Raw genomic sequence first — 21,342 nt, 5'->3', positions numbered from 1 at the left:
AGGTGGAGAATAGGGAGTGGAGAGTAGTGAATGGGTGCCATACCCTCTTATGCAATCGACAATACATAAAAAAATCGGCTGACAGTAAAATTGCCAGCCGACTTAATATGATTAGGGATATCCAACTACTCACCATTCACCCCTCACTACTCACTAGCTTACTGTTTCTTCCAAACGTTATTAGCCTCGTTTACATCAGGGAAAACATGGTCCGGGTCATAAGTAACAGACTCGATAGCTTCGGTTGAATTGTACCGTAACCTCCAGAATTTATTGCGCTGCCATACTTCAACCGGTAGTTTTACACGGTCGGTTTTACCGCTAACGGTTTTAATTTCAAGTATAACCGGCATTACCTGTTTTTCAAGATTATCAATGGTAATAATGGCGCCTTTTGTTGGGTCGTTATCTACATAATCAACGCTGCGTACACCAACGTCAAGTCTCCAGTTATTCTGGAACCAGCCTTTCCAAAACCATTGCAAACTTTCGCCCGATACATTTTCCATAGTGCGGAAAAAGTCGTCAGGTGTTGGGTGCTTAAACGCCCAACGCTCAACGTAAGTTCTGAAAGCACGGTCGAAACGCTCAGGCCCCATTACCTGTTCGCGCAGCAGTACTAATCCTGTGCTTGGTTTAAAATATTCATTCAGGCCTTTAACGTTTTCTTTGAACCCATCGGCCTGGCTTAAAATTGGTTCAACACCAACGCGTGTCAGGGCGTCAGCAATCTTATGCAGATCAGTCGGATTCTTCTGGGCATATTCCCCTTTATTAAAGTCGTCTGTAGAAAGTGTATTAATAAAGGTATTGAACCCTTCGTCCATCCAGCCGTGCAGCCTTTCGTTCGAGCCTACTATCATCGGGAACCAGGTATGGCCAAACTCGTGGTCGTTAACACCCCAAAGGCTACCCTTTGTAGCCTTGTAGCCACAAAAAACAATACCGGGATATTCCATACCGCCAACTACACCAGCAACGGCAGTAGCAGCCGGGTAAGGATACTCGAACCATTTTTTTGAATTATATTCCAGCGATTTTTTCACGTATTCAGTTGAGCGGCCCCAGGCGTTATCGCCATCGCTCTCAACCGGATAGGCTGATATTGCTATTGTTTTCTTTCCGCTTGGCAAATCCATTTTAGCAGCATCTATAATAAACGATGCAGAAGATGCCCATGACGCGTCGCGTGCATTCTTTATTTTAAAGTGCCAGGTCAGCATCTTTTTGCCGGCCGGACGAGATGCAGGATCGGTAACTTCGGTAGCAGAACGGATAACTACGGTTTTTTCGCTCGCAGCAGCCTGGGCCCAGCGTTTTACCTGTGCCGGTGTATAAACCTCCAGTGGGTTAACCAATTCACCCGAACCCACTACGATGTGGTTAGCCGGTGCTGTAATGGTGAAATCGAAATCGCCGTATTCCAGGTAAAATTCACCGGCGCCAAGGTATGGCAGGGTGTTCCAGCCCATTACATCGTCATACACGCACATACGTGGGTACCATTGCGCAATGGTAAATATTTTCCCGTTTTTGGTATCCAGTATACCTGTACGGTCTGAACCATAATTTGGCGGGATAAAGCTGTATTCAATTTTAAGCTTTACCTGGCCACCTGCTGCGCCAACGCCGCTGGGTAAAAATACCTGCATACGGGTATCGCTCACCTCAAACTTAACATCGGTGGCTACGCCTTTTGCATTCAGCACTTTTATCGATTTAATTTTAAAACCAGCGTCAAAAACCTGTCCGTTGCCCCAGTCGCGGCTGCTTTTAACGTTGCCGCGCAAAGGCACAATGGCCTGGCCGCGCGAGTCCTCTTTAAACATGTTTTGCTCCATGTTCATCCACAAAAAACCAAGTTTTTGCGGGCTGTTATTGGTATAAGTTAATACCTCAGAGCCGGTAATTTCATTTGTCTGGTCGTTCAGCGTAGCAGCCAATTGGTAATCAGCACGGTTTTGCCAGTACTTTGGCCCCGGCTCGCCATCAGCAGCACGGTATTCGGTACCATTTTTGGTGTAAAACGAGTACCCAAAAGTTTCGTGATTATCATAATTTGTAGCCGGCGGTGCAGCAGGCGCGTTTGGCGCAGGGGTGGTTTGCTGGGCACGGCTGATACCGGTTACAGCCAATAATGCCAGTGTAAAACCAGCTATCAGTTTTAGTTTCATTTTTTAAAAAGGTCAGTTTATAAAAATATACAGCAAGTATACTATTAATTGAGGAATGCTGCCTAAAGTAAAATAATTGTTACTATTGGAAATTTGAAAATCACCCCTTTAGGGGGAGGGTGTTTTTGAGTTGATTAAGTGGTGATTACGACAACCAGCCAATAACCTAATCAACCCAATCAACTACTCACTTCATAAACCTACGCCCATACTCCCCTTCATCAAAACCAAAGAACAAAAAGTCGCCATCTTCAATAACGGGACGTTTTATCATGCTGGTTTTCTGTTGCAGCAGTTGCAGGGCATCGGCTTTGGTTTTTATGCTTTCTTTTATGGCAGGGTCAAGCTGTTTCCAGGTTAGGCCCTGCTTGTTCATAAACTTTTCGTACCCGGCTTTTGCATCCCACTCGCCAAGCTTTTCGGGGCTTACGCCAAGCTTTTTAAAATCATGAAACTCGTAATCAACATGGTTGGCCTTTAGCCAGTCGAGCGCTTTTTTTACCGTATTGCAGTTGGTTATTCCGTAAACTTTCATACCGCAAATATATTATTTTCCGGTTGTCGGTTTCTCTGCTCCTTTAGTATCATCATTATCAATTCCTCGCTGGTTCTTTTTAATCTCGGCCTTTAGTTTACCAAAGCGGTAGTTAAAGCCAAAATTGAACGAGCGCAACGGGTATTCCGTAGTACTGCTTTGGTAGAATGCAGGGTCGCGGGTGTAGCTGGAATAAGTGCGGTTTTTGCTTTGAGGGTTATTTACGTTAAAGAATATCGAACCTTTTTTGTTCAGTATATCTTTTGAAGTACTGATACCCGTGAACGTATTGGAGCTTGATTTACCCTGCAGCGTTATATAGGCGCTGGAGTAACCTGCATTTATCCCGGCGCGCCAGGTGTCGGTTATCTTATAGCCCATATAGGTGAAGGCATTGCCTGTTAGCCCTTTATTGCTGTAAAGCTGGTTGTTGAAATAACCTTTTATCCAAACGTTTGATACGCGGGCGTTAAGGTTAAAGCTGATTTTTTTACTGATTGGATAATTAAAACTGCCGTTAATACCCAGGTTTTTGTTGGTGCCGAGGTTTTGAGGCGTGCTGTAAGTAACCGTATCTACCAGTTTTGTAACGCGCTGAATTGTATTATTAGAGAAGAAGTACGACATGCCGATGTTGAAACCGCCTTTGCTAAACTTGCTGTAGTTAAGTTCCAGGCTATGGTTAAGGGCAGGTTCCAGGTTGGGGTTACCCGAACTAATGAACCTCGGATTGGTTTTATCTACAAAAGGATTAAGGTCACCAATATACGGCCGTTGTATCCGGTTGGTGAAGCCAAAGTTAAGGCTCGCATTGTTTTTAAGTTTACGCTGCAACGATACCGATGGGATAAAGTTGTAATAATTTCTGTCGAGAAAGCCGCCCTGTGATAAAAAGTTTGCGTTGAGGTAAGTGCCTTCTATCCTTACACCGGCTTTTACACCCCAGTTATCTTTATTGTATTGATAGGTATTGTAAAAGCCGTAAACGTTTTGATTGTAAATAAAGTTATTAGCGCTTCTAGGATCTACCGCGTATGTCTGTGTGGTATCATTAAAAATGCTGTTCTCAAAATCGCTGATGTTGTGCCGCAATATGGCTTTAAGTCCACCTTCAATAGTGAGGTTTTTTAGGGGGTGAACATAATCTGCCTGTATATTCTGCTCACGTGCTCCCGAGTTGTTAAACTGCGTATAGCTTGGCTGCCCGTAATTAAACCTATCGAATATGCTGTTGCTGGTGGTGTTATCTCCTGGCGAGTTGGAGTACTTATAACTAAATGTCAGCAACCGCTGTTTGTTGCTTTTAAAACCCAACTGGTAGTTAACCCCAAAATCAAACCCGTTATTTTTGTTGTGGCCGGTATTCCTTATCCGGTAGCTTTGGATAAGCGCGCCCAAATCATTAAACTCGTTCGAAAACTGGTTGTTTTCGTTATTGCTTTGCCCGTTATTAAAATCGATAGAGCCGGTTATTAAATTAAGGCTGTCAATTTCATAGCTTATCTCGGTACTGGTATAAATAAAACGACCTGAATTTATATTGGAAGAAGCTTGCCTTAACAAAGTGGTATCCGGCTTATAGGAAGTCAGGTCGGACGTCGATGATGAATACCTTTTTTTCTGGTAACCGTAGCCGGTATAATTGGTAATACCCAATTTGCCCTGTTTTATGTTGAGGTTTACGCCTCCACCGGGGCCGTACAACGTATTATAACGAAGGTTAACGTTGCCATTATAACCTTGGTCTATCTTTTTATTGGTGATAATGTTGATTATACCTGCCAAACCTTCTGCGTCATACTTTGCAGGCGGCGTGGTAATAACTTCAATTTTTTGGATGCTGCTTGCAGGCATCGACTTAAACACATCCGACGGGTTATGCGCCACCAGCGATGATGGTTTGCCGTTTATCAGAATTTTATAGTTGCTCTCGCCTTTTAGCTGGATGTTATCACTGGCGTCAACCGTTAGCAACGGCACTTTGCGCAGCATATCCAACACGTTTTGTGTTTTGGTTTCAGGATCGGCCTGTACGTCGTAGGTCAGGCGGTCAATTTCCTGTTTTACTACTGGCCTTAATGCGGTCACCGAAACTTCTTTTAGTTGATTTTTTGCAGTAGATAAAAAAATGCGCCCCACGTTTACCTCTTCGTCGCCGCCGGTTATCTTTATTATTTTGTTGCCGTACCCTACTGACGCTACTGTTAGCTGGTATGTTTTACCGGTCACAGTTCTTAACTCAAAAGTACCGTCATCCTTAGTTAGTCCGCCACGCACCGACTGTTTGGTTGCGGCATCGATCAGCGAAACGGTGGCATAACCGACAGGGACTTTTGTTGCAGAATCTATAACTGTTCCTTTAACGGTTAATGGCTTTGGCGCTGGCTGGGCGAAAACTATGGCCGAAAAACAACAGCACACAGCCATCAGTAAAAAATGTTTCATTAAGGGTATTTTGATATTTGGCGCGAAGATATTACCTCGGGCTGCATAAAAAAAACGTTTTAGCCCAATTTAACTATTATTTTAGTTACGTAACGCAGTTGTTACTTTGTTGCAGTAAATATTGCGCTCAAATGGCCGGGAGCGCGGTTTATCAACCATCGCCGTTGGTATCGTCTTTATAAATATTACAGGTTAATGAGGGAGTCAAAAGGGCTTCACGCTTTTTAACAAAAGGCTATTTGTTAAACCGCGTCATGGTAAGCTCTGCACCAATGGTGGCGAAGCTTTTGATCATTTCGATAGAGCGGTCGATAAGTTCAGGTAAGGCAGGCACCTCATCTTTATCAAAGGCGTCAAGTACATAATCAACCTGTCGACCTTTCGGAAAGTTGTCGCTAACACCAAAACGAAGGCGGGCATAGTTGTTATGACCAAGAGTAGCTTCAATATGTTTCAGGCCGTTGTGGCCTGCAGCGCTACCCTTGGGTTTTAGGCGCAAGGTGCCAAACGGCAGGGCTATATCATCAACCAGCACCAATACATTTTCGATCGGAATTTTCAATTCCTTCATCCAATGGTTAAGAGCTTTGCCGCTAAGGTTCATGAACGTTGTGGGCTTTATCAGAAACAATTTACGAGCCTTGTGGCTAACCTCGGTATAGTAAGCCAGGCGCATGTTATAGAACTTCGCGCCTTCCTGCTTCGCAAATTCATCCAATATCATAAAACCGATGTTATGCCGGGTGTCGGCATATTCGGGCCCTATGTTTCCTAAACCTACAATTAAATAGTTCATGCCCCCTGGCCCCCTAAAGGGGGAATTTTTTATTTGCAGCTGCGCTGCAAAATGTATAATTACTAAAACGCGAAGATATTACTTTTAACAAAAACAGCGACAAGTATAAACTTATCGCTGTTAATTTTTCCCTTTTTGCTCCCCCTTCAGGGGGTCGGGGGGCTATTTTTTACCGGCAGCAGCTTCCTGCTCAGCCTGGCGCAATGCACGTGAAGTAGTTACCGAAACAATGGTATCTTCTTTAGCGTTCATAATTGTAAGCTTGTTAACTGTGATGTCACTAACCTTTACAGATTTACCAACTTCCAAAGTTTCAATGCTTACTTCAATTGCGTCCAAATGATCTTTTGGCAATGCTTTGATGCGCAGTTTTCTTAATTTTTGTACAAGTTTACCACCTGTTTTAACACCTGGCGAAGTTCCGGTTAATTTAACAGGGATTTCGATAGTAATTGGTTTCTTCTCGTCTAACAGTAAAAAATCCACGTGGATAATTTGTTCTGTCAACGGGTGAAACTGCAGGTCTTTAATAATAGCCTGTGATTTTGTACCGGCAATGTCTAAGTTGATGAAATGAACAACCGGCGTATAAACTACGGCTTTCAAATCACTTGCGGACACTGAAAAGTGGGTTTGGGTTGGCCCACCGTAAAGTACTGCCGGCACCAGGCTCTGGTAACGCAGTTCTTTAGCGTCTCTTTTCCCTACGTTCTCTCTTGGAGAACCGCTAATAGCAATTGATTTCATTTTTTATTTATTTGTTTTATTGTTAAGTCCAAGACCCGGAGGCCATGGGTTTATTTTTATTCGCTTTTCAATTTTCACCATGGACTATCGACCATCGTCTATGGACTTCTCAGTCCACTTTAAACAGCTGGCTTATCGAGCCGTGCTCGTTTACATTCATTATTGCACTTGCAAATAAATTTGCAGTGGTTAATACCTTAATTTTATTGCTTTGGTATTTAAGCGGTATAGTATCGGTAACTATCAATTCTGTCAACACAGAGTTCTCTATCGTTTCGTAAGCCTTGCCGGATAATACCGGGTGCGTACAAACTGCACGAACACTACGTGCACCGCGTTCCATAATTAATCCGGCTGCTTTTGCGAGCGTGCCGGCAGTATCGCATATATCATCAATCAGCACTATATCCTGGTCGGTAACGTCGCCTATCAACGTCATCGATTCAATTTCATTGGCACGTTTACGGCGTTTATCGCAAATTACCACCTCTGCATTAAAAAACTTGGCAAATGTACGCGCCCTGTACGAGCCGCCCATATCAGGCGATGCTATAGTTAAATTTTGCAGCTTAAGGCTTTTGATATAAGGCACAAAAATTATCGAAGCATCAAGGTGGTCAACCGGGATATCAAAAAAGCCCTGTATCTGCGCAGCGTGCAAATCCATGGTCATGATGCGGTTGATACCTGCGGCAACCAATAAATTGGCAACCAGCTTTGCGCCGATGGCTACACGGGGCTTGTCTTTCCTGTCCTGCCTGGCCAAACCGAAATAAGGGATCACAGCTGTAACATAATGTGCTGATGCACGGCGTGCGGCATCAATCATCATCAGCAGTTCCATCAGATTATCAGTTGGTGGGTTGGTGCTTTGTATTAAAAAAACATCACTGCCTCGTACCGACTCATTAAAATGCGGCTGAAACTCGCCATCGCTGAAACGCGATATGTCAACCTCGCCCAAATCGCGGCCATATGATGCTGCAATGTGAGCCGCCAGCGCTTGCGTGGCAGAACCGGCAAATAATTTAACAGGGTTAAATTGTAAAGGCATGTGTTTATTTCGGAAGCCGGATTTACGATTTCGGGTTTAATTACCCAATATCTTCGTCCCTTTTAGTGTCCAGTCAGCTATAAAAAATTTCGGATTTCGATATTCACCAGACCTAAATCCGAAATTGAACATCTGAAATCCGAAATACTTTGTTGCCCGACCAGGATTCGAACCTAGACAAACGGTACCAAAAACCGTCGTACTACCTTTATACTATCAGGCAATCTCCTTAGGTTTGTTATCCATTCCAAAAAGGAATGCAAATATAGGAGGTTTTTTTTGTTCTCAAAAAGGTTTTTGAAAAAAAAGAAGAAGAAAGAATCAAGATGTCAAGAGTCAAGAATCAAGATTGAAAAAGGATAGATAACAATAGTTAGAAATTACACCAACAAATCTTGATTCTTGACTCTTAACTTCCTGGCTCTCTTCCTAAATGCTGATCTCCATTTGGTAAAATACTCCGTTATTGTTATTTACCACCAGGGTTGAATTTAGCTGCCTGGCCATTAAATTTACCAGTTTTAATCCAAAAGATGGGGCCTTGTCTTTGTTTTCGGCTTTTAGTCCCACGCCATTGTCGCCAAGGGTTAGCAATATTTTTGATTTTTCTACCAATTGCAGGGCAAGGTGTATTTCGCCATGAACCTGGCCGTTGAAGGCATATTTAAAGGCGTTGGTTGTAAGCTCATTGGCAATCAGGCCTATTGCAACTGCTTTATCGGCCTCCAGCATAATGTTGCTTACTTCAATCCTTAAATTAATTTCGTTTTGCTTGTAACCGCCAAAAGAGTCTTTGATGTGATTTAACAGCTTGGTTAAATAGTCGTTCATCTCAATTTTGGTGGTAGTGTTATCCAAATACAGTTTGTTATGGATTAGGTTCATCGAGGTTAACCTGGCCTCGTTTTCGCGCAGCGCGTTTTTGGTATTTTCGTCGCTAAGGTTATCAATCTGCATGGTAAAAAGGCCCGAAAGTATCTGCAAGTTGTTCTTAACGCGGTGGTGCAAATCCTGCATCAAGGTTTGTATGCGCTTGTTGGCTTTGTTCTTTTTGCGGAAGTTATTGTAAGCTATTACGAATAAGGCGGCGAGCAAAACCGCGGCTATGGATAAAACGACGATGTACTTTGTTTGTTGGCTAACAATTTTTTGCTGTAGCTGACTCCGGACTTTGTAAGCATCTCTATCTTTTTCGGTTTGGGCAGTTTTATATTTGGTCGCCATCTCTGTGATTGCGCGATTGGCTGATATTGTAAAAAGAGAATCATTTAACTGGGCCCTCTTATCGCCATATACTACTGCGTTTTTATAATCGCCTGTTTTTTTGTAAATGGTATACTTAATGGTGTAAGCCTTAAGTAGCAATTCCGTAAGATTTAATTTCCTTGCTGTGTCAATTGCGGTATTAACATGTTGCAAAGCCTTTGCGTAGTCTTTTTGCCCGGTGTAAATTTCCGCAAGGTCAGCGTTTCCGCCGGCCAGCTCTTTCTCCATGCCATAATTAGAGGCTATATTTTGTGCTCGCAAGCTATATTTTTCAGCCTTTTTAAATTCACCCTTTATTTTATACGCAGCGCCGATATCTTGAAGAGTAAGCACAAATCCGCTTGAATCCTTATCATTTTTTATAATTTCCAAGCTTCTGGAAAGATAATAAATAGCAGAATCGGCTTTTTGAAGTTTGTAATATAAAAAACCAATGTTATTTAAGGATTGAGAAATTCCTTGTTCATCTTTTAATTTTCGCCTTATAAATAACGCTTTTTTGTTATATTCAAGAGTTTCTCCATACTTACTCAATTCATTAAAACAATCTGCTATTGAATTGAAAGTATACGCCAAATACATTTCGTCGCCCAAATTCTGAAAAATGTCTGCAGCTTGTAAATAATGACCAATAGAGCTTGAATAATTTGTCAACCCTTGTTCACTAATTCCGATTCCAAGATATGAAGTTCCGACCCCGGCAGTTTGATGTGATTCTTTATAAGCCACTAGCGCCTTGTTGTATTCGACTATAGATTGTTGCAAGTTGTTATTGCTAAAGCTTATCATTCCCAATGTATACCATGACTTGCCTTTAAGGGAGTCTAAATGATAAATCTCAGCTTGAGAAAGTGCTTCGTGGGCACAAACCTTAGCGCTGTCGTATTTTTTTAACTCCCCGTAATATTGCGACTCCAGGTTCAGGCACTTCACAATAATAACTCTGTTGCCTTGGTGTATTGCATATTGTAAAGCCTGCTTTGTTAGATTTAGACCTAATGATGGATCACTTTGGGTTGCAGAAGCCTTTTTGAACATTGCCTCCGGTGATGTATTTTCTTGAATAAAAATTGAGTAAGCATTATTTAATAAAATAAAAATGCCTGCAAACAAAGCCAACCCTCTTTTTAATAATACCATTTATTTAGAGATTCGATAAGGATTATTCGGTCAAATTTAAGTTTCAAATCGATAACCTTAAACCTTGCGAATTTAAAATTAACAAAAAAGACTGCATAATGCAGCCTTTTTTGTTAAAAAATTAGGGATTATTGTTTTGGTGGTGGTGGTGTGTTTTTGCCGCCGTTCAAATTCGTTGAATCGACAGGAGCAAGTTTTATAATCGAATAGTTTTTTACCGGGGTTACAGTTGAGTCTTTTTTACAACCTACCATCATCGATATAGCAAATAATATTGCCACAAAGCATAGAAATATACGCACTTTAAATACCTCCTTTCGTTTAAGGAGGGCAGGCGTCATTGCGGTTGGGTAGGTTCTGCCCTCTATTGCACCTGCTTGTCCGGCAATGTCTTTTTCATAATTTTGGTTATCACATATCAGTTCATGACGCCGATATTTTGTTTGAATATGGTTACGGCGGCACAAATACTGTCAAGGCGACTATGCGGGCACGTACTTTTTAAAATATGTGATAAGGTTTAGGTGGGTTATCAAAGCACTGTCTTGATGTTACGGGTGTGTATCGGGCACCGGCAACTTTAGCTTCTAAACTTGGTATGAATTTAACTCCAATTATTAATTTTGCCGCATCAAGTTTACGAATTGGCTATTTTACTTTGTGAATGCGCGTTTTTAGCACTTTAACTAAAAGTCGACATTCCCACCGTAACAAAATTTACCGTGCAATCGTAACAAAACCTGCACCTGCATCAGGCACAAAATTTACAGTTAATATAATTTTTTAACCACTTGTTATTATAACTTTGGTAATATGTTAAGCAAAGTTAAAATTGTAGTCGTAGAGGACGAAGTATTCATCGCAGAGGCATTGCGGATAATGCTGGAAAACCTTGGATACGAAGTAACGGCCATGTTTAACTCAGGAATTGAGGTGCTCAAAAACTTCAAACCCGGCCTTGCCGACATCATAATTATGGATATTGAGCTGGCCAATAATACAAACGGCATCGACACGGCAATTGAGCTTAAAAAGATTTGCGACCCTACCATTATCTTTATCACCAACAACACAGATGAACGCGTGCGCAAAAAAGCGATTTATGAAACCAACGCGGTGCACTATGTTCCAAAACCGTTTACTAAACTCGATATCAGCATAGCCATCGATCTTGCGTTAAAACATTCCGCAAACAAAGAAATAGCATCGCAAAAAGCAACAGAATTTTCCTACCTTATGAATGATAGTATTTTTGTTAAAGATGGCGGCAGCTTTAAAAAAATAATGGTAAGCGATATTCGGTTTTTAAAAGCCAATGGCGCCTATTGCGAACTGTACTACAACGCGAGCCATATTATATTTAGCGAGAATTTAAGCTTTTTGGAGGTCAAACTTGCTTTTGCAAAAAACCTGCTGCGGGTGCACCGCTCCTATATCATCAACATAAATTATATCACCAAAATTCAGGACAACAGGCTGTGGATTGATGACGAGGAAATACCCGTTGGCGTAACGTATAAAAAAGAATTAAGCGATCTGATCAGGTTTATTTGACGGAGTTCATCGTTGATCCCTCACGTGCGGGATCAACGATGAACTATTTAAACCTTTCCGCAAAGTCCCAGTCAAACCTACCGCAAAACCTTATTTATGGCGGCACACTTTAACCTGTTTAACATCATTGTGCTTTTAGGAGCCCTGCAAGGCTTTATTTTAGGTCTGGTACTATTGTTTCCGGGTAAAGATAACCGGCAAAGCAAATATTTTTTAGCCTTCTTTATATTGATGCTGGTTTATGATACCTTCGGCACTTTTTGCTGGAGTTCGGGGGTTAACATTGGCTGGCTTGCATTTTATGATGTTGTTTACCCTTACACTATTGTTTTTACAGCGGGGCCAAGCCTTTACCTGTACATTAAAACCACTGTTAACGGCGATAAAATTCCTTCAACCCCAATATTTAAAACTTATTTACCGGCCATAATTGATTTTGGGTTTCGCAGCTGCCTGCTTGTTTATGCCTTGCTTTATAATAAAGGGATTGTCGGTGGCATAAAGCCCGGCAGTATCGACGCCGTTTACCAACCAGCTGCCGAAGTACTGATGGTTGCTGTTTTCTGGGTTTATCTAGTCAGGTCAATCAGCCTGTTTAAGAAACGCGGGCTGCAGCCGATGGGCGAAAACAGCCCGCATGTCGGCGAACAATCCCTTATTATTAAGTGGACCAGGGCCCTGCTTACCATACTTGTATTAATTGCCGTTATCTGGAGTGCTACCATCTTTGGCTCGCTATTATTTAACATACAAGCAATTGAATATTTTTCGCCTATCGAAATTATACTTGTGGTTTTCACCTACTGGATTGGACTTAAAGGTTACCGGTATAGCAGCGTAGTTTATGTGAGTGAGCAAAAGGCCGTTAAAATTTATGCGGATGCAATGCCCGCCGAAGAGGCTGAATCCTGCATTGCCTTGCTAAAAGAAGCGATGGAAACCGATAAACTTTACCTCGATCCGTCACTCACTGTAGGCAAATTAGCAGATGCTCTAAAGGTAAATTCACGCACCATATCCGCAGTTTTAAACCGCGAGCTAAAAAAGGGCTTCAGTGAGTTTATAAACGAATACCGCATTAACGAGGTAAAACAAAAAATGCTGCTACCCGAAAACAAGCATATCACCATAGCGGGCATCGCATTTGAATCGGGGTTTAATTCGGTAGCCACATTTCAGCGTACGTTTAAAAATGCCGAGAACATCACGCCCAAACAATTCCTGTCAACATATAAAAACAAGGAAAAATTAATGCTCAAAACATGATTTGAGCATTGCGGATTGAAATCGTTAAGTACTATTGCTCAAAATACACAATTTTTAAGCCCATGAAAAAGATAATCATAGTGTTGTTCCTTTTCGCAGCATTCAATTGCAAGGCCCAGTTGGCCAATACAAAATGGAAAGCCACGCTTAATATCAATGGCGATGTAGCCACCCTTTTCGATTTTGGAAAAGACACCCTGAAAATTACCGCATTTACCAATGGTGTAACCATTGAAAACATGGTTTATGCCATCGTTGATTCAACGCTCACCCTGAAAAAAACAGAAGGGCAAAGCGACTGCGATAACGATGTGATGGGCAAATACAAAGTCAGCGTAATCGCAAACGCACTGTCTATTAAACTAATTGCCGATGCCTGCGACGACAGGTCGTCCGTACTAAACAATACTGTATATACCAAATTCGACTGGCCTGCTACCGCAAAAGTTGATGAGGCTGTTTTAAAACAATACGCTGGCATTTATGCCATGGATGCCGGGCACAAAATCACCATTACGGTTGAAAACGGTCGCTTAATGGCCGATTCAAAAACCAACATACCTGTTAAAACCGAAATATTTGCTGTAAACGAATCGACTTTTATATTTCACTTTGGCGAAATTACCCTGCGGTTTGTGAAAGATGCCACTGGGAAAGTGAGCAAGTTTGTGGTTCACCAGGATGGCAAGGATTATGACTGGATTAAGAGTAACTAATTCCGCCTCCTATACGACCGCTCTTTATAATAAGGCTGTATGTGTCCAAAATTATACGTGATGCCAACTGAAATCTGGCGGTAGTGGTCGGTGTCCTGGTTTTTGAACTTCGAAACCGGGTCGTTATACCCATCCAGGTTATCGCCGATATCAAAAGTGTGGATGTAGCAAAAAGTGATAACAAACTGGGGTTCGTCAAATCCGTTGTATATCCTAAGGGCATATCCTATCCTGCCCGAGGCTATGAACTCCCGGCTGTGATCCAACCCCGGGAACATATAATGCGATCCATCGGGCTTAATCCTGTTGGTTATTACCTGGTTATTAATTCCGCCGACACCAAATCCTACAAAAATACCTTTTATCGGGTCAAGGATGTCGCTGTCATAATCAAGCAACTCACCCAGTTGTATGTCGGCACGCAAAACCAGGGCTGTGTAGTTGTTTTTATATTTTCGCAGGTTGCTGTCAAGCGCTAAAGTACTGCCGCCGCCTGAAAGTTGCCCGTGTTGTAATTCAAGCGAAATGGGGAAATAAGGGCTAAAATTATAATTGAAATGGAAAGCGGCGCTATAACCTGGATTTTGCCGCTTCAGGTCGGTATAACCAAGGGTGGAACCTCCATCAATACCGACGCCAAACTGAGCAAAGCTTTTAATGCTTTGCGCGTTAACCGATACAGCCAATAAAAAACCACAAAAAGCTAAAAGTAACTTTCTCAAAAAAACGCCCGGGTAATAATTTAAATCGACCGAATGTAATAAATTTTAATACTTATAATGATATGGGCCGGGGTATTATCATAATATTTAACTAACAATTGAGCTAAGCTAATAATTGCTTTTTTGAACTTATCTGCAACAATTATTCCCAGATATATTATCCTATTTATTCCAACTGTGGATAAAGACTTTCATACATATTTGTATCAAATGCTAAACATGGCGCTATTGAATCATTTATTTACCCTTTTTAGTTTCCAATTATTGCTTAGCTTTATTAATTATCGCCAACAATTCTTACCAATAAACCCAGGAAATTAATGACCGCCAAAGCCTCAACAACCATATCTAACCGACTGCTTTCCCTTGATTTTCTTCGCGGGTTCATTATGGTACTTTTAGCTATCGAGTCAACGGGTTTGTACGATTATTTATACGAGCATACCCACAACGGATTTATTGAGCAATTTACGCATCATCCCTGGCATGGACTCCATTTCTGGGACCTGGTGCAGCCCTCGTTTATGTTTATGGCGGGCGTGGTCATGGCTTTTTCGTTAAACAAGCAGTGGGCAAATGGCGTTAGCTGGAACCAATCGTTTATAAAAACATTAAAGCGTTGCGGCTGGCTGTTTTTTTGGGGCGTTTTGGATTATGCCGTGCGGCCTAAAGGCTTATCATTCGAGCTATGGGACGTGTTAACTCAATTGTCGTTTACTACTTTGGTAGCATTTCTCATTTTTCGCTGGAGTTCATTAGCGCAAATTGGCATATGCATTGGGCTGCTGTTGCTTACCGAAGTATTGTACCGCTTTACCCATGTACAGAGTTTCGATCAGCCATTTACCGATCAGCACAACTTTGGCAACTATATTGATTTGCTGCTGATGAACAAAATAAACAAGGGCGGCTGGGTCGCCATAAACTGCATCCCTACTGCGGTACACACCATCGCCGGCGCGCTTATCGGCAAACTCTTGCTAAGCGATAACAAAAACAAATTGGGCCGGATAATGCTCTGGGGCGCAATTTGCCTGCTTATTGGTTTTGGCCTGGACTTATTAAACATCACACCTATAATTAAACGCATCGCCACCACATCATTCACCATTGCTTCCTTAGGCTGGTGCCTCTGGTTTTTGGCCCTTAGTTATTGGTGGGTTGATGTAGCCGGGCATAAAAAATATTTAACGTTTTTCACCATCGTCGGGATGAATTCTATCTTCATCTACTTGTTTTTCGAAATTGTTGGTAGCCGATGGTTTAATGGATATGTCAGTGCGATTAGTAATGGTGTATTAAGTCGGTTTAATGCAGGCGAGCTGTTAAAAGTTATCGTTGGTGCAATTTGCATTTTCGGACTCGAATGGCTTATTTGTTATTTTTTGTATCGAAAAAAGGTGTTTTTTAAATTGTAGCCGAACAAATTTGGCTTCGTTGAGTTTATTTGGTTGGATTAGGTGTTCTGGGGTAACCACTATCCGGATCTAACTAAATCAATAAATTATGCCGAAACTACTACTTGTCCTTATTGTCGTGGCAGTCACAATTTCAGCAAGAGCCCAATCTCCCGACACTGCCATCATCAAAAAATCTCAACTCAAAACTATTACTGATGAAGAATACACCGCTTTATTAAACGGCACCGATTTATACCACATGTCGTTAGCGGCCGATTTGAATCACTATCCATCACCGGTTAAAGCATTGAAATATAAAAAGGAGATTAATTTAACCGCAGAGCAGGAAACCAAACTTAAGCCAATTGTAAAAGAACTGCGCCGCAAAATACTGGAAATGGGCCTGATAGTTATCCGCAATGAGCGAACACTTGATAGTATTTTTAAATACAACCGGGTGGATAACGGTTCGCTGATATACTACGCAAACCGCTATGGCTTATACCAGGGTGAGTTGCGGAACACCATTTTACAATCCTGCCTTGTTACCAAAAGCATACTCACACAACAGCAGGTTCGCAAAATTGAGTTGATAGAAAAAAGGTAATTCACTGAAATACCATTTGATTTATTTAATTTAGCGTCCCCTAATTAAGTGTAAAAACATTTTGATGTTTATTAACACCAAACGGGTTTGAATTGATTTATACAGGAAGTTCATCTCACTATTAATAAATTGTTGAATGAAGATTACTTTTGACTTTGAAAAACCACTTGCCGAGCTGCAACAGCAAATTGAAAAGGTAAAGCAGGTTGAAGATAAAAACAAGCTGGACATGTCGGCAACGATATTGGAGCTTGAAGGCAAATTGGATGCCGCCAAAAAAGACATATACTCCAACTTAATCGGCTGGCAAAAAGTACAGATATCCCGCCACCCCGAAAGACCCTACACCCTGCAATATTTAGAGCTGATGTGCGACGATTTTATCGAACTGCACGGCGACCGTACTGTAGGTGATGACAAAGCAATAGTTGGCGGTTTCGGTACCATAGGCGGGCAAACAGCTATGTTTATCGGTCACCAGAAGGGAAGAAACACCAAGGAGCGCCAGATGCGCAACTTCGGTATGGCTAACCCAGAGGGCTACCGCAAAGCATTAAGACTAATGAAGCTTGCCGAGAAATTTAACAAACCCGTTATTACCCTGATTGATACTCCGGGAGCGTTTCCAGGCCTTGAAGCCGAAGAACGAGGACAGGGCGAAGCCATTGCCCGAAACCTGCTCGAAATGTCGATATTAAAAGTGCCGATTATTTGCGTAGTGATTGGCGAGGGCGCTTCAGGTGGTGCGTTGGGCATTGGTATTGGTGACAGGGTACTAATGCTGGATAACTCCTGGTATTCGGTTATTTCGCCCGAAAATTGCTCCACCATCTTGTTTAAAACCTGGGAGCAAAAAGAGCGCGCGGCAGAGATGCTAAAACTGACCAGCACCGAAATGCTGAAAAATAAACTGATTGACGGCGTAATAAAAGAACCTATCGGCGGCGCACACCAGGACCCGGTTGCCATGGCCGGCATTCTTAAAAAACAATTGCTAAAAGATTTGAAAGTGCTAAAAGATCGCAATATTGATGAGCTGGTTACCGACAGGATAAACAAGTTTTGCAATATGGGTGTGGTGATAGAAGATTAACAAGATATTTTACATTAATGTGAAAGCGGCTGGTGGCCGCTTTTTTTGTTTAGCAGTAATCCAATCTTGTTATTGCGAGCGAGGTACGAGCGCAGCAACCCCGTCGCTATACCGATGTCGAAGTGTAAACCTATATCAGCATTATAGTATAGTTTTATGTTCCTGTGCACAGTGGAACATAAGGAACAGGGTGGAACAGTGAAAAGCTAACCTATGTTGCTAAAAAGCTTGTTTCTGCATTAAAAATGCACTTTTCACCTTATTTACTTTGCTAAAAATGCGAAAAGTACTGACAAATTAGTGTCAGTACTTTCCGTAAACACTGTCTCGTCTGCCCGCTCAAGCGTCATTCGCTTGAATGCTGATAGTTGTGGGCGTCCGTGCTCACGAAAGCCGGTTTTGTTTTTAAATCGTTGGCAGGACGCGGTATTTAGTAAACAAAAAAGCAACTAATGACTGCTTTTTTGTTATAATTGGATTAGACATTAAAGGAAGTCTTTCATGAGCGACGCTGAAATTTTAGAAAAAACGGGAACAGATGCAGTATTGCGATTAAGGAAAAATAAACTTGCTGCTGGCAAACCTTTTATGATTAACTCTAAAGATTTACCATCCACACAAAGTTATCTTGAATATCCGGACGGAAGTATAAATATTGTAATTGTTGCTGCCAATGCCCGTTCTTTCGAAATAATCCGTAAACTTTCCGACAAAGAAGCCCAATCGGTTCGTTACGGTTTTAATCTGTTGTAATGCCTTCTCCTTACATCATTACCGGGTCAAACGGAGCAGGTAAATCAACGGTCGGACACGAGTAATATACCTATAAACTGAATTTAAGTTTCTTACAAGAACTGCAATCAGCCAACCCTTCTTCAAATCGTTTTCGCAATACCTCGGTTACAAGCGGGCGCTTTAAGGTATCAGTGTTTAATTTAATTTTATAAAAACTGGTGTCATTATTATTGAATACCGTTTTTATAAATATCTGGGTGGAATCCGTATAAACATCTTTTATATCTTCACCATCAATTAAGATGTCATAGTTGTTGTCATTAGTTTTCATACCAACATACAACCCTGAACTTGGGTCGTCCCCATTATGAATCAAATAGAAATTCTTTATTATGTGAATTTCTTTGTCTTCGTCAGAACAGGAAGCGAGTAACAAAAGGACCAATAGTAGTAGTACGATTTTATTCATTGTGATAAAAATGCCCGTTCGGGCATGGATTGCTGAACGGGCATACAAATATAAAACATCTTATCAACCTACTCCACCACCAACGTCGCAATTGAATGCGCCAACGCGGTAGTTTTAGCAGCCTTGCCTTTTATCCATAACGAATAATCGATGTTCTCATCGCCGCGATTCATTACCACAACTGCCAATTTGCCATCGGGATTAATATAGGCGGTGGTTAACAGTTTATCCCTGCTTGCTGCGCTTACTATGCGTTTGGCACCGGGATGAATAAACTTGCTGAAATGGCCAAGGTAATAGTACGAGTTGGTATAAATTAAACTACCGTTACGCGTATCGGCATGCACAGGTGCAAAGCAAAAATTACCCACGTGGTTTGGCCCGCCTTTTTCATCAAGTAGCACGTTCCAGTCCGTCCAGCCTACGGTGCCGGCGTTGAAGTCGTTGATCATCGACAGTCCGTAACGTTCGCCCAGCGACCAATCGCTCAACCTGTTAAAATCAAATTTTTCCACGCAGCCTTCGGTAAATATTAAATTCTTATCAGGGAAAGCTTTATTTACCAGGCGGGTGCTTTCAAAGTCCATACCCGCGCCGGTCCAGGTTTCGTACCAGTGAAAGCCAATGCCCCAAACATACTTGGCTGTTGCCGGGTCTTCCAGTATAGTGCTGGCACGCTGGTAAAGCAAATCGCGGTTATGGTCCCAAATGATTAGCTTTTTGCTTTGCATGCCCGCTTTGTATAAGGCTGGACCCAAAAAGTTCTTGATAAAATCGCGCTCGTCCTCAGCAGTGTAAAGGCACGATTCCCAGGTTTGCGTTGCCATCGGCTCGTTTTGCACCGAAAGGCCCCAGATAGGAATGCCCAGTTTTTCGTAAGTCTGGATAAATTTGATGTAGAAATTTGCCCAGGGCTGGTCGTACTTAGCCAGCAGTTTACCGCCATGCAGCACATCGCCATTACTTTTCATCCATCCCGGCGGGCTCCAGGGCGTAGCAAACAGGGTAAGCTTACCCCCTGCTGCTTTGGTAACTTCTTTTATAAATGGTATACGGTATTGCTTATCATGACTAACATCAAATGATTTAAGCGACACATCATTATCTTTTATATAACCGTAAGTCCCGCTGGAAAAATCACTGCTCGCTATACTTGTGCGGCCAATGGTATAGCCTATGCCTTTTTCCTTATCGTAGTAGGCTGTCAGCAGTTCCTTTTGTTTGTCTTTAGGCAGCTTATAAAATATCTCGGCCGATGCATCAGTTAAAGCGCCACCTATACCCAGCATGGTCTGGAAGGTTTTTGAAGGGTCCACAAAAATGGCGACTTCCGTTTCAACAGGCTGCGGGCTGCTTTTAAAGGTAAGCGTTTCCGTTTGCTTCATACGGTCGTCGGTACCTTTGGCGGTTACATAAACTTTTACCGATTTATTGGCAGCCGAATACGCCAGGTGTTTTCGTTGCGCATTGGCGAGGTTAGCGGCGGCCAAAACCAAACAAGCCGAAGCAATGGAAAGTGAAATGAATTTTCTTTTCATGATTGAATAAAAATAGGAATTGCGAGGGTGCTATTGTTATAGCAGGATTATAATGGCCAAATCTATCAAACAAAATTAATTATACAAGAACAAACTACTATATAAATAATTGATTAATAGTCAATTGGAAGGCGCTTGATACGCAATAGTACCAAACGCCTTCCAATCAATTTATTCATAATCAACCGGTTCAATTAATTGCACAAACATTCAGTGCATTTTTCAATGCAGATAAATACCAATACCCATAAAAATATTTGTGCCCGTAATTATAAGTATGCTATTTTACCCGTAGCAACGTCATAAATGCCCCCCAATATTTTAACTTTCCCATCTCGTACAAGTTTGTCGATTATCGGGCTGTCTTTGCGCATTTTTTTTATGGTAAGCTCCACATTTTTCACCATCACCGCGCGCACAAACTTTTTGTTTTTTGATGTCCGTTCCTTCGGGTTTGTTGGTATTTTCACAGCATCCACTGCAGGCCTGATTTTAGCTAATAAGGCGGTAATATTCCCCAGCTTTACATTGTCGATAGCGGACTTTATCGCCCCGCAATCCTCATGGCCCAATACTACTATTACTTTGGCGCCTACCACGAAAGTTGCATACTCCAGGCTGCCCCAAATGTCTTCATTTCCGATATTACCGGCCACGCGGGCTACAAATAAATCGCCTATGCCCATATTAAAAACAGTCTCCACCGGCACCCTTGAATCAAGACACGACAGAACCGCTCCTATAGGCTTCTGCCCCTTTGCCGTTAAGCGAATCCGGGCACTGTCGTTCATCGGCAGCGGTTTAAAGTTGTAAAAACGCCGGTTACCACTTTTTAGTAAATTTATAACGGAGTCGGGTGTGAGCGGTTTGGCAGTAATTACGCTGTGGGGAACGGATTCTGAACTGCGTAAAGCCGCGTCACCTGCTCTGTAGGATGTTTTACTGCTGAAAGACAGTGAAATGGTTGCGATAAAAATAAAGGTTAGCTTCTTCATGAAATTTAGGTTTAAAGGTTTAAATAATTAGTACACAATATTATAAAAAAATATTTATGATAAGCAACTAATAATAAGCCAATTATACGG

At 41.9% G+C, this 21,342-nt stretch carries 18 protein-coding genes and 1 tRNA gene; 7 read left to right on the top strand and 12 right to left on the bottom strand.

All coding sequences use genetic code 11. The features are described 5' to 3' along the window. Positions 1-158: 158 nt before the first annotated feature. From Q0R52_RS16965 to Q0R52_RS16930, 8 genes are all read right to left on the bottom strand, one after another. On the bottom strand, positions 159-2,174 hold the full coding sequence (locus Q0R52_RS16965) for a M1 family metallopeptidase (RefSeq protein WP_295796365.1): 2,016 nt from the start codon (positions 2,172-2,174) through the stop codon (positions 159-161). A gap of 187 nt (positions 2,175-2,361) precedes the next feature. Further along, positions 2,362-2,709 (bottom strand): Spx/MgsR family RNA polymerase-binding regulatory protein, encoded by a 348-nt coding sequence (locus Q0R52_RS16960; RefSeq protein WP_295796362.1) that lies wholly within the window; start codon positions 2,707-2,709, stop codon positions 2,362-2,364. Between the two features lie 12 nt (positions 2,710-2,721). Beyond that, on the bottom strand, positions 2,722-5,154 hold the full coding sequence (locus tag Q0R52_RS16955) for an outer membrane beta-barrel family protein (RefSeq protein ID WP_295796360.1): 2,433 nt from the start codon (positions 5,152-5,154) through the stop codon (positions 2,722-2,724). A 235-nt stretch (positions 5,155-5,389) separates the two neighbouring features. Then, positions 5,390-5,950 carry an aminoacyl-tRNA hydrolase gene (gene pth, locus Q0R52_RS16950; RefSeq protein WP_295796359.1) on the bottom strand — a complete coding sequence of 187 codons (561 nt, stop codon included), beginning with the start codon at positions 5,948-5,950 and terminating at the stop codon, positions 5,390-5,392. Between the two features lie 162 nt (positions 5,951-6,112). Further along, entirely contained in the window at positions 6,113-6,697 is a 585-nt protein-coding gene (locus Q0R52_RS16945; RefSeq protein WP_252788442.1) for a 50S ribosomal protein L25/general stress protein Ctc, read from the bottom strand. Between the two features lie 109 nt (positions 6,698-6,806). After that, on the bottom strand, positions 6,807-7,751 hold the full coding sequence (locus Q0R52_RS16940; protein WP_295796357.1) for a ribose-phosphate pyrophosphokinase: 945 nt from the start codon (positions 7,749-7,751) through the stop codon (positions 6,807-6,809). Between the two features lie 152 nt (positions 7,752-7,903). Next, positions 7,904-7,974 (bottom strand) — tRNA-Gln (locus tag Q0R52_RS16935). Positions 7,975-8,180: 206 nt separating this feature from the next. Then, entirely contained in the window at positions 8,181-9,950 is a 1,770-nt protein-coding gene (locus tag Q0R52_RS16930; RefSeq protein ID WP_295796355.1) for a histidine kinase dimerization/phosphoacceptor domain -containing protein, read from the bottom strand. Between the two features lie 1,020 nt (positions 9,951-10,970). Between Q0R52_RS16930 and Q0R52_RS16925 the strand changes: the two genes are divergently transcribed. The 3 genes from Q0R52_RS16925 (at position 10,971) to Q0R52_RS16915 (ending at position 13,693) form a co-directional block, all read left to right on the top strand. Then, complete coding sequence (locus Q0R52_RS16925) at positions 10,971-11,711, top strand: response regulator transcription factor (protein ID WP_295796353.1); 741 nt, start codon at positions 10,971-10,973, stop codon at positions 11,709-11,711. Positions 11,712-11,807: 96 nt separating this feature from the next. Further along, positions 11,808-12,977 carry a helix-turn-helix domain-containing protein gene (locus tag Q0R52_RS16920; protein ID WP_295796352.1) on the top strand — a complete coding sequence of 390 codons (1,170 nt, stop codon included), beginning with the start codon at positions 11,808-11,810 and terminating at the stop codon, positions 12,975-12,977. 62 nt (positions 12,978-13,039) lie between these two features. Beyond that, positions 13,040-13,693: a DUF3471 domain-containing protein gene (locus Q0R52_RS16915; protein WP_295796350.1), complete on the top strand. Its 654-nt coding sequence runs from the start codon at positions 13,040-13,042 to the stop codon at positions 13,691-13,693. Here the strand turns inward: Q0R52_RS16915 and Q0R52_RS16910 are convergent. Continuing rightward, a complete protein-coding gene (locus tag Q0R52_RS16910; protein ID WP_295796348.1) occupies positions 13,690-14,415 on the bottom strand; it encodes an outer membrane beta-barrel protein in 726 nt (241 codons plus the stop codon). The genes Q0R52_RS16915 and Q0R52_RS16910 overlap by 4 nt on opposite strands. A 320-nt stretch (positions 14,416-14,735) precedes the next feature. Here Q0R52_RS16910 and Q0R52_RS16905 point away from each other — a divergent pair, with 320 nt between their 5' ends. From Q0R52_RS16905 to Q0R52_RS16890, 4 genes are all read left to right on the top strand, one after another. Next, a complete protein-coding gene (locus tag Q0R52_RS16905) occupies positions 14,736-15,833 on the top strand; it encodes a DUF5009 domain-containing protein (RefSeq protein WP_295796346.1) in 1,098 nt (365 codons plus the stop codon). An 88-nt stretch (positions 15,834-15,921) separates the two neighbouring features. After that, positions 15,922-16,422 (top strand): hypothetical protein, encoded by a 501-nt coding sequence (locus tag Q0R52_RS16900; RefSeq protein WP_295796344.1) that lies wholly within the window; start codon positions 15,922-15,924, stop codon positions 16,420-16,422. Between the two features lie 136 nt (positions 16,423-16,558). After that, a complete protein-coding gene (locus Q0R52_RS16895; protein ID WP_295796343.1) occupies positions 16,559-17,515 on the top strand; it encodes an acetyl-CoA carboxylase carboxyltransferase subunit alpha in 957 nt (318 codons plus the stop codon). A gap of 501 nt (positions 17,516-18,016) precedes the next feature. Then, positions 18,017-18,268 (top strand): hypothetical protein, encoded by a 252-nt coding sequence (locus tag Q0R52_RS16890; RefSeq protein WP_295796341.1) that lies wholly within the window; start codon positions 18,017-18,019, stop codon positions 18,266-18,268. 70 nt (positions 18,269-18,338) lie between these two features. Here the strand turns inward: Q0R52_RS16890 and Q0R52_RS16885 are convergent, their stop codons facing one another. From Q0R52_RS16885 to Q0R52_RS16875, 3 genes are all read right to left on the bottom strand, one after another. Then, complete coding sequence (locus tag Q0R52_RS16885; protein ID WP_295796339.1) at positions 18,339-18,719, bottom strand: hypothetical protein; 381 nt, start codon at positions 18,717-18,719, stop codon at positions 18,339-18,341. A 68-nt stretch (positions 18,720-18,787) separates the two neighbouring features. Beyond that, a complete protein-coding gene (locus Q0R52_RS16880; protein ID WP_295796337.1) occupies positions 18,788-20,257 on the bottom strand; it encodes a glycoside hydrolase family 30 protein in 1,470 nt (489 codons plus the stop codon). Positions 20,258-20,526: 269 nt separating this feature from the next. Next, positions 20,527-21,252, bottom strand: coding sequence for a carbonic anhydrase family protein (locus Q0R52_RS16875; RefSeq protein ID WP_295796336.1), 726 nt, complete (start codon positions 21,250-21,252; stop codon positions 20,527-20,529). Positions 21,253-21,342 lie beyond the last annotated feature (90 nt).

The organism is Mucilaginibacter sp. (assembly GCF_025359345.1).
GTDB lineage: Bacteria > Bacteroidota > Bacteroidia > Sphingobacteriales > Sphingobacteriaceae > Mucilaginibacter.
The sequence above is the reverse complement of the archived record's forward strand: the minus strand, read 5'-3'. Positions and strand labels throughout refer to the sequence as shown.

Bases quoted from the DNA above. Each gene is read 5' to 3' on its own strand.
- Q0R52_RS16965 (WP_295796365.1), bottom strand. From the start codon at position 2,174: ATGAAACTAAAACTGATAGCTGGTTTTACACTGGCATTATTGGCTGTA.
- Q0R52_RS16960 (WP_295796362.1), bottom strand. From the start codon at position 2,709: ATGAAAGTTTACGGAATAACCAACTGCAATACGGTAAAAAAAGCGCTC.
- Q0R52_RS16955 (WP_295796360.1), bottom strand. From the start codon at position 5,154: ATGAAACATTTTTTACTGATGGCTGTGTGCTGTTGTTTTTCGGCCATA.
- pth (WP_295796359.1), bottom strand. From the start codon at position 5,950: ATGAACTATTTAATTGTAGGTTTAGGAAACATAGGGCCCGAATATGCC.
- Q0R52_RS16945 (WP_252788442.1), bottom strand. From the start codon at position 6,697: ATGAAATCAATTGCTATTAGCGGTTCTCCAAGAGAGAACGTAGGGAAA.
- Q0R52_RS16940 (WP_295796357.1), bottom strand. From the start codon at position 7,751: ATGCCTTTACAATTTAACCCTGTTAAATTATTTGCCGGTTCTGCCACG.
- Q0R52_RS16925 (WP_295796353.1), top strand. From the start codon at position 10,971: ATGTTAAGCAAAGTTAAAATTGTAGTCGTAGAGGACGAAGTATTCATC.
- Q0R52_RS16920 (WP_295796352.1), top strand. From the start codon at position 11,808: ATGGCGGCACACTTTAACCTGTTTAACATCATTGTGCTTTTAGGAGCC.
- Q0R52_RS16915 (WP_295796350.1), top strand. From the start codon at position 13,040: ATGAAAAAGATAATCATAGTGTTGTTCCTTTTCGCAGCATTCAATTGC.
- Q0R52_RS16905 (WP_295796346.1), top strand. From the start codon at position 14,736: ATGACCGCCAAAGCCTCAACAACCATATCTAACCGACTGCTTTCCCTT.
- Q0R52_RS16900 (WP_295796344.1), top strand. From the start codon at position 15,922: ATGCCGAAACTACTACTTGTCCTTATTGTCGTGGCAGTCACAATTTCA.
- Q0R52_RS16895 (WP_295796343.1), top strand. From the start codon at position 16,559: ATGAAGATTACTTTTGACTTTGAAAAACCACTTGCCGAGCTGCAACAG.
- Q0R52_RS16890 (WP_295796341.1), top strand. From the start codon at position 18,017: ATGAGCGACGCTGAAATTTTAGAAAAAACGGGAACAGATGCAGTATTG.
- Q0R52_RS16885 (WP_295796339.1), bottom strand. From the start codon at position 18,719: ATGAATAAAATCGTACTACTACTATTGGTCCTTTTGTTACTCGCTTCC.
- Q0R52_RS16880 (WP_295796337.1), bottom strand. From the start codon at position 20,257: ATGAAAAGAAAATTCATTTCACTTTCCATTGCTTCGGCTTGTTTGGTT.
- Q0R52_RS16875 (WP_295796336.1), bottom strand. From the start codon at position 21,252: ATGAAGAAGCTAACCTTTATTTTTATCGCAACCATTTCACTGTCTTTC.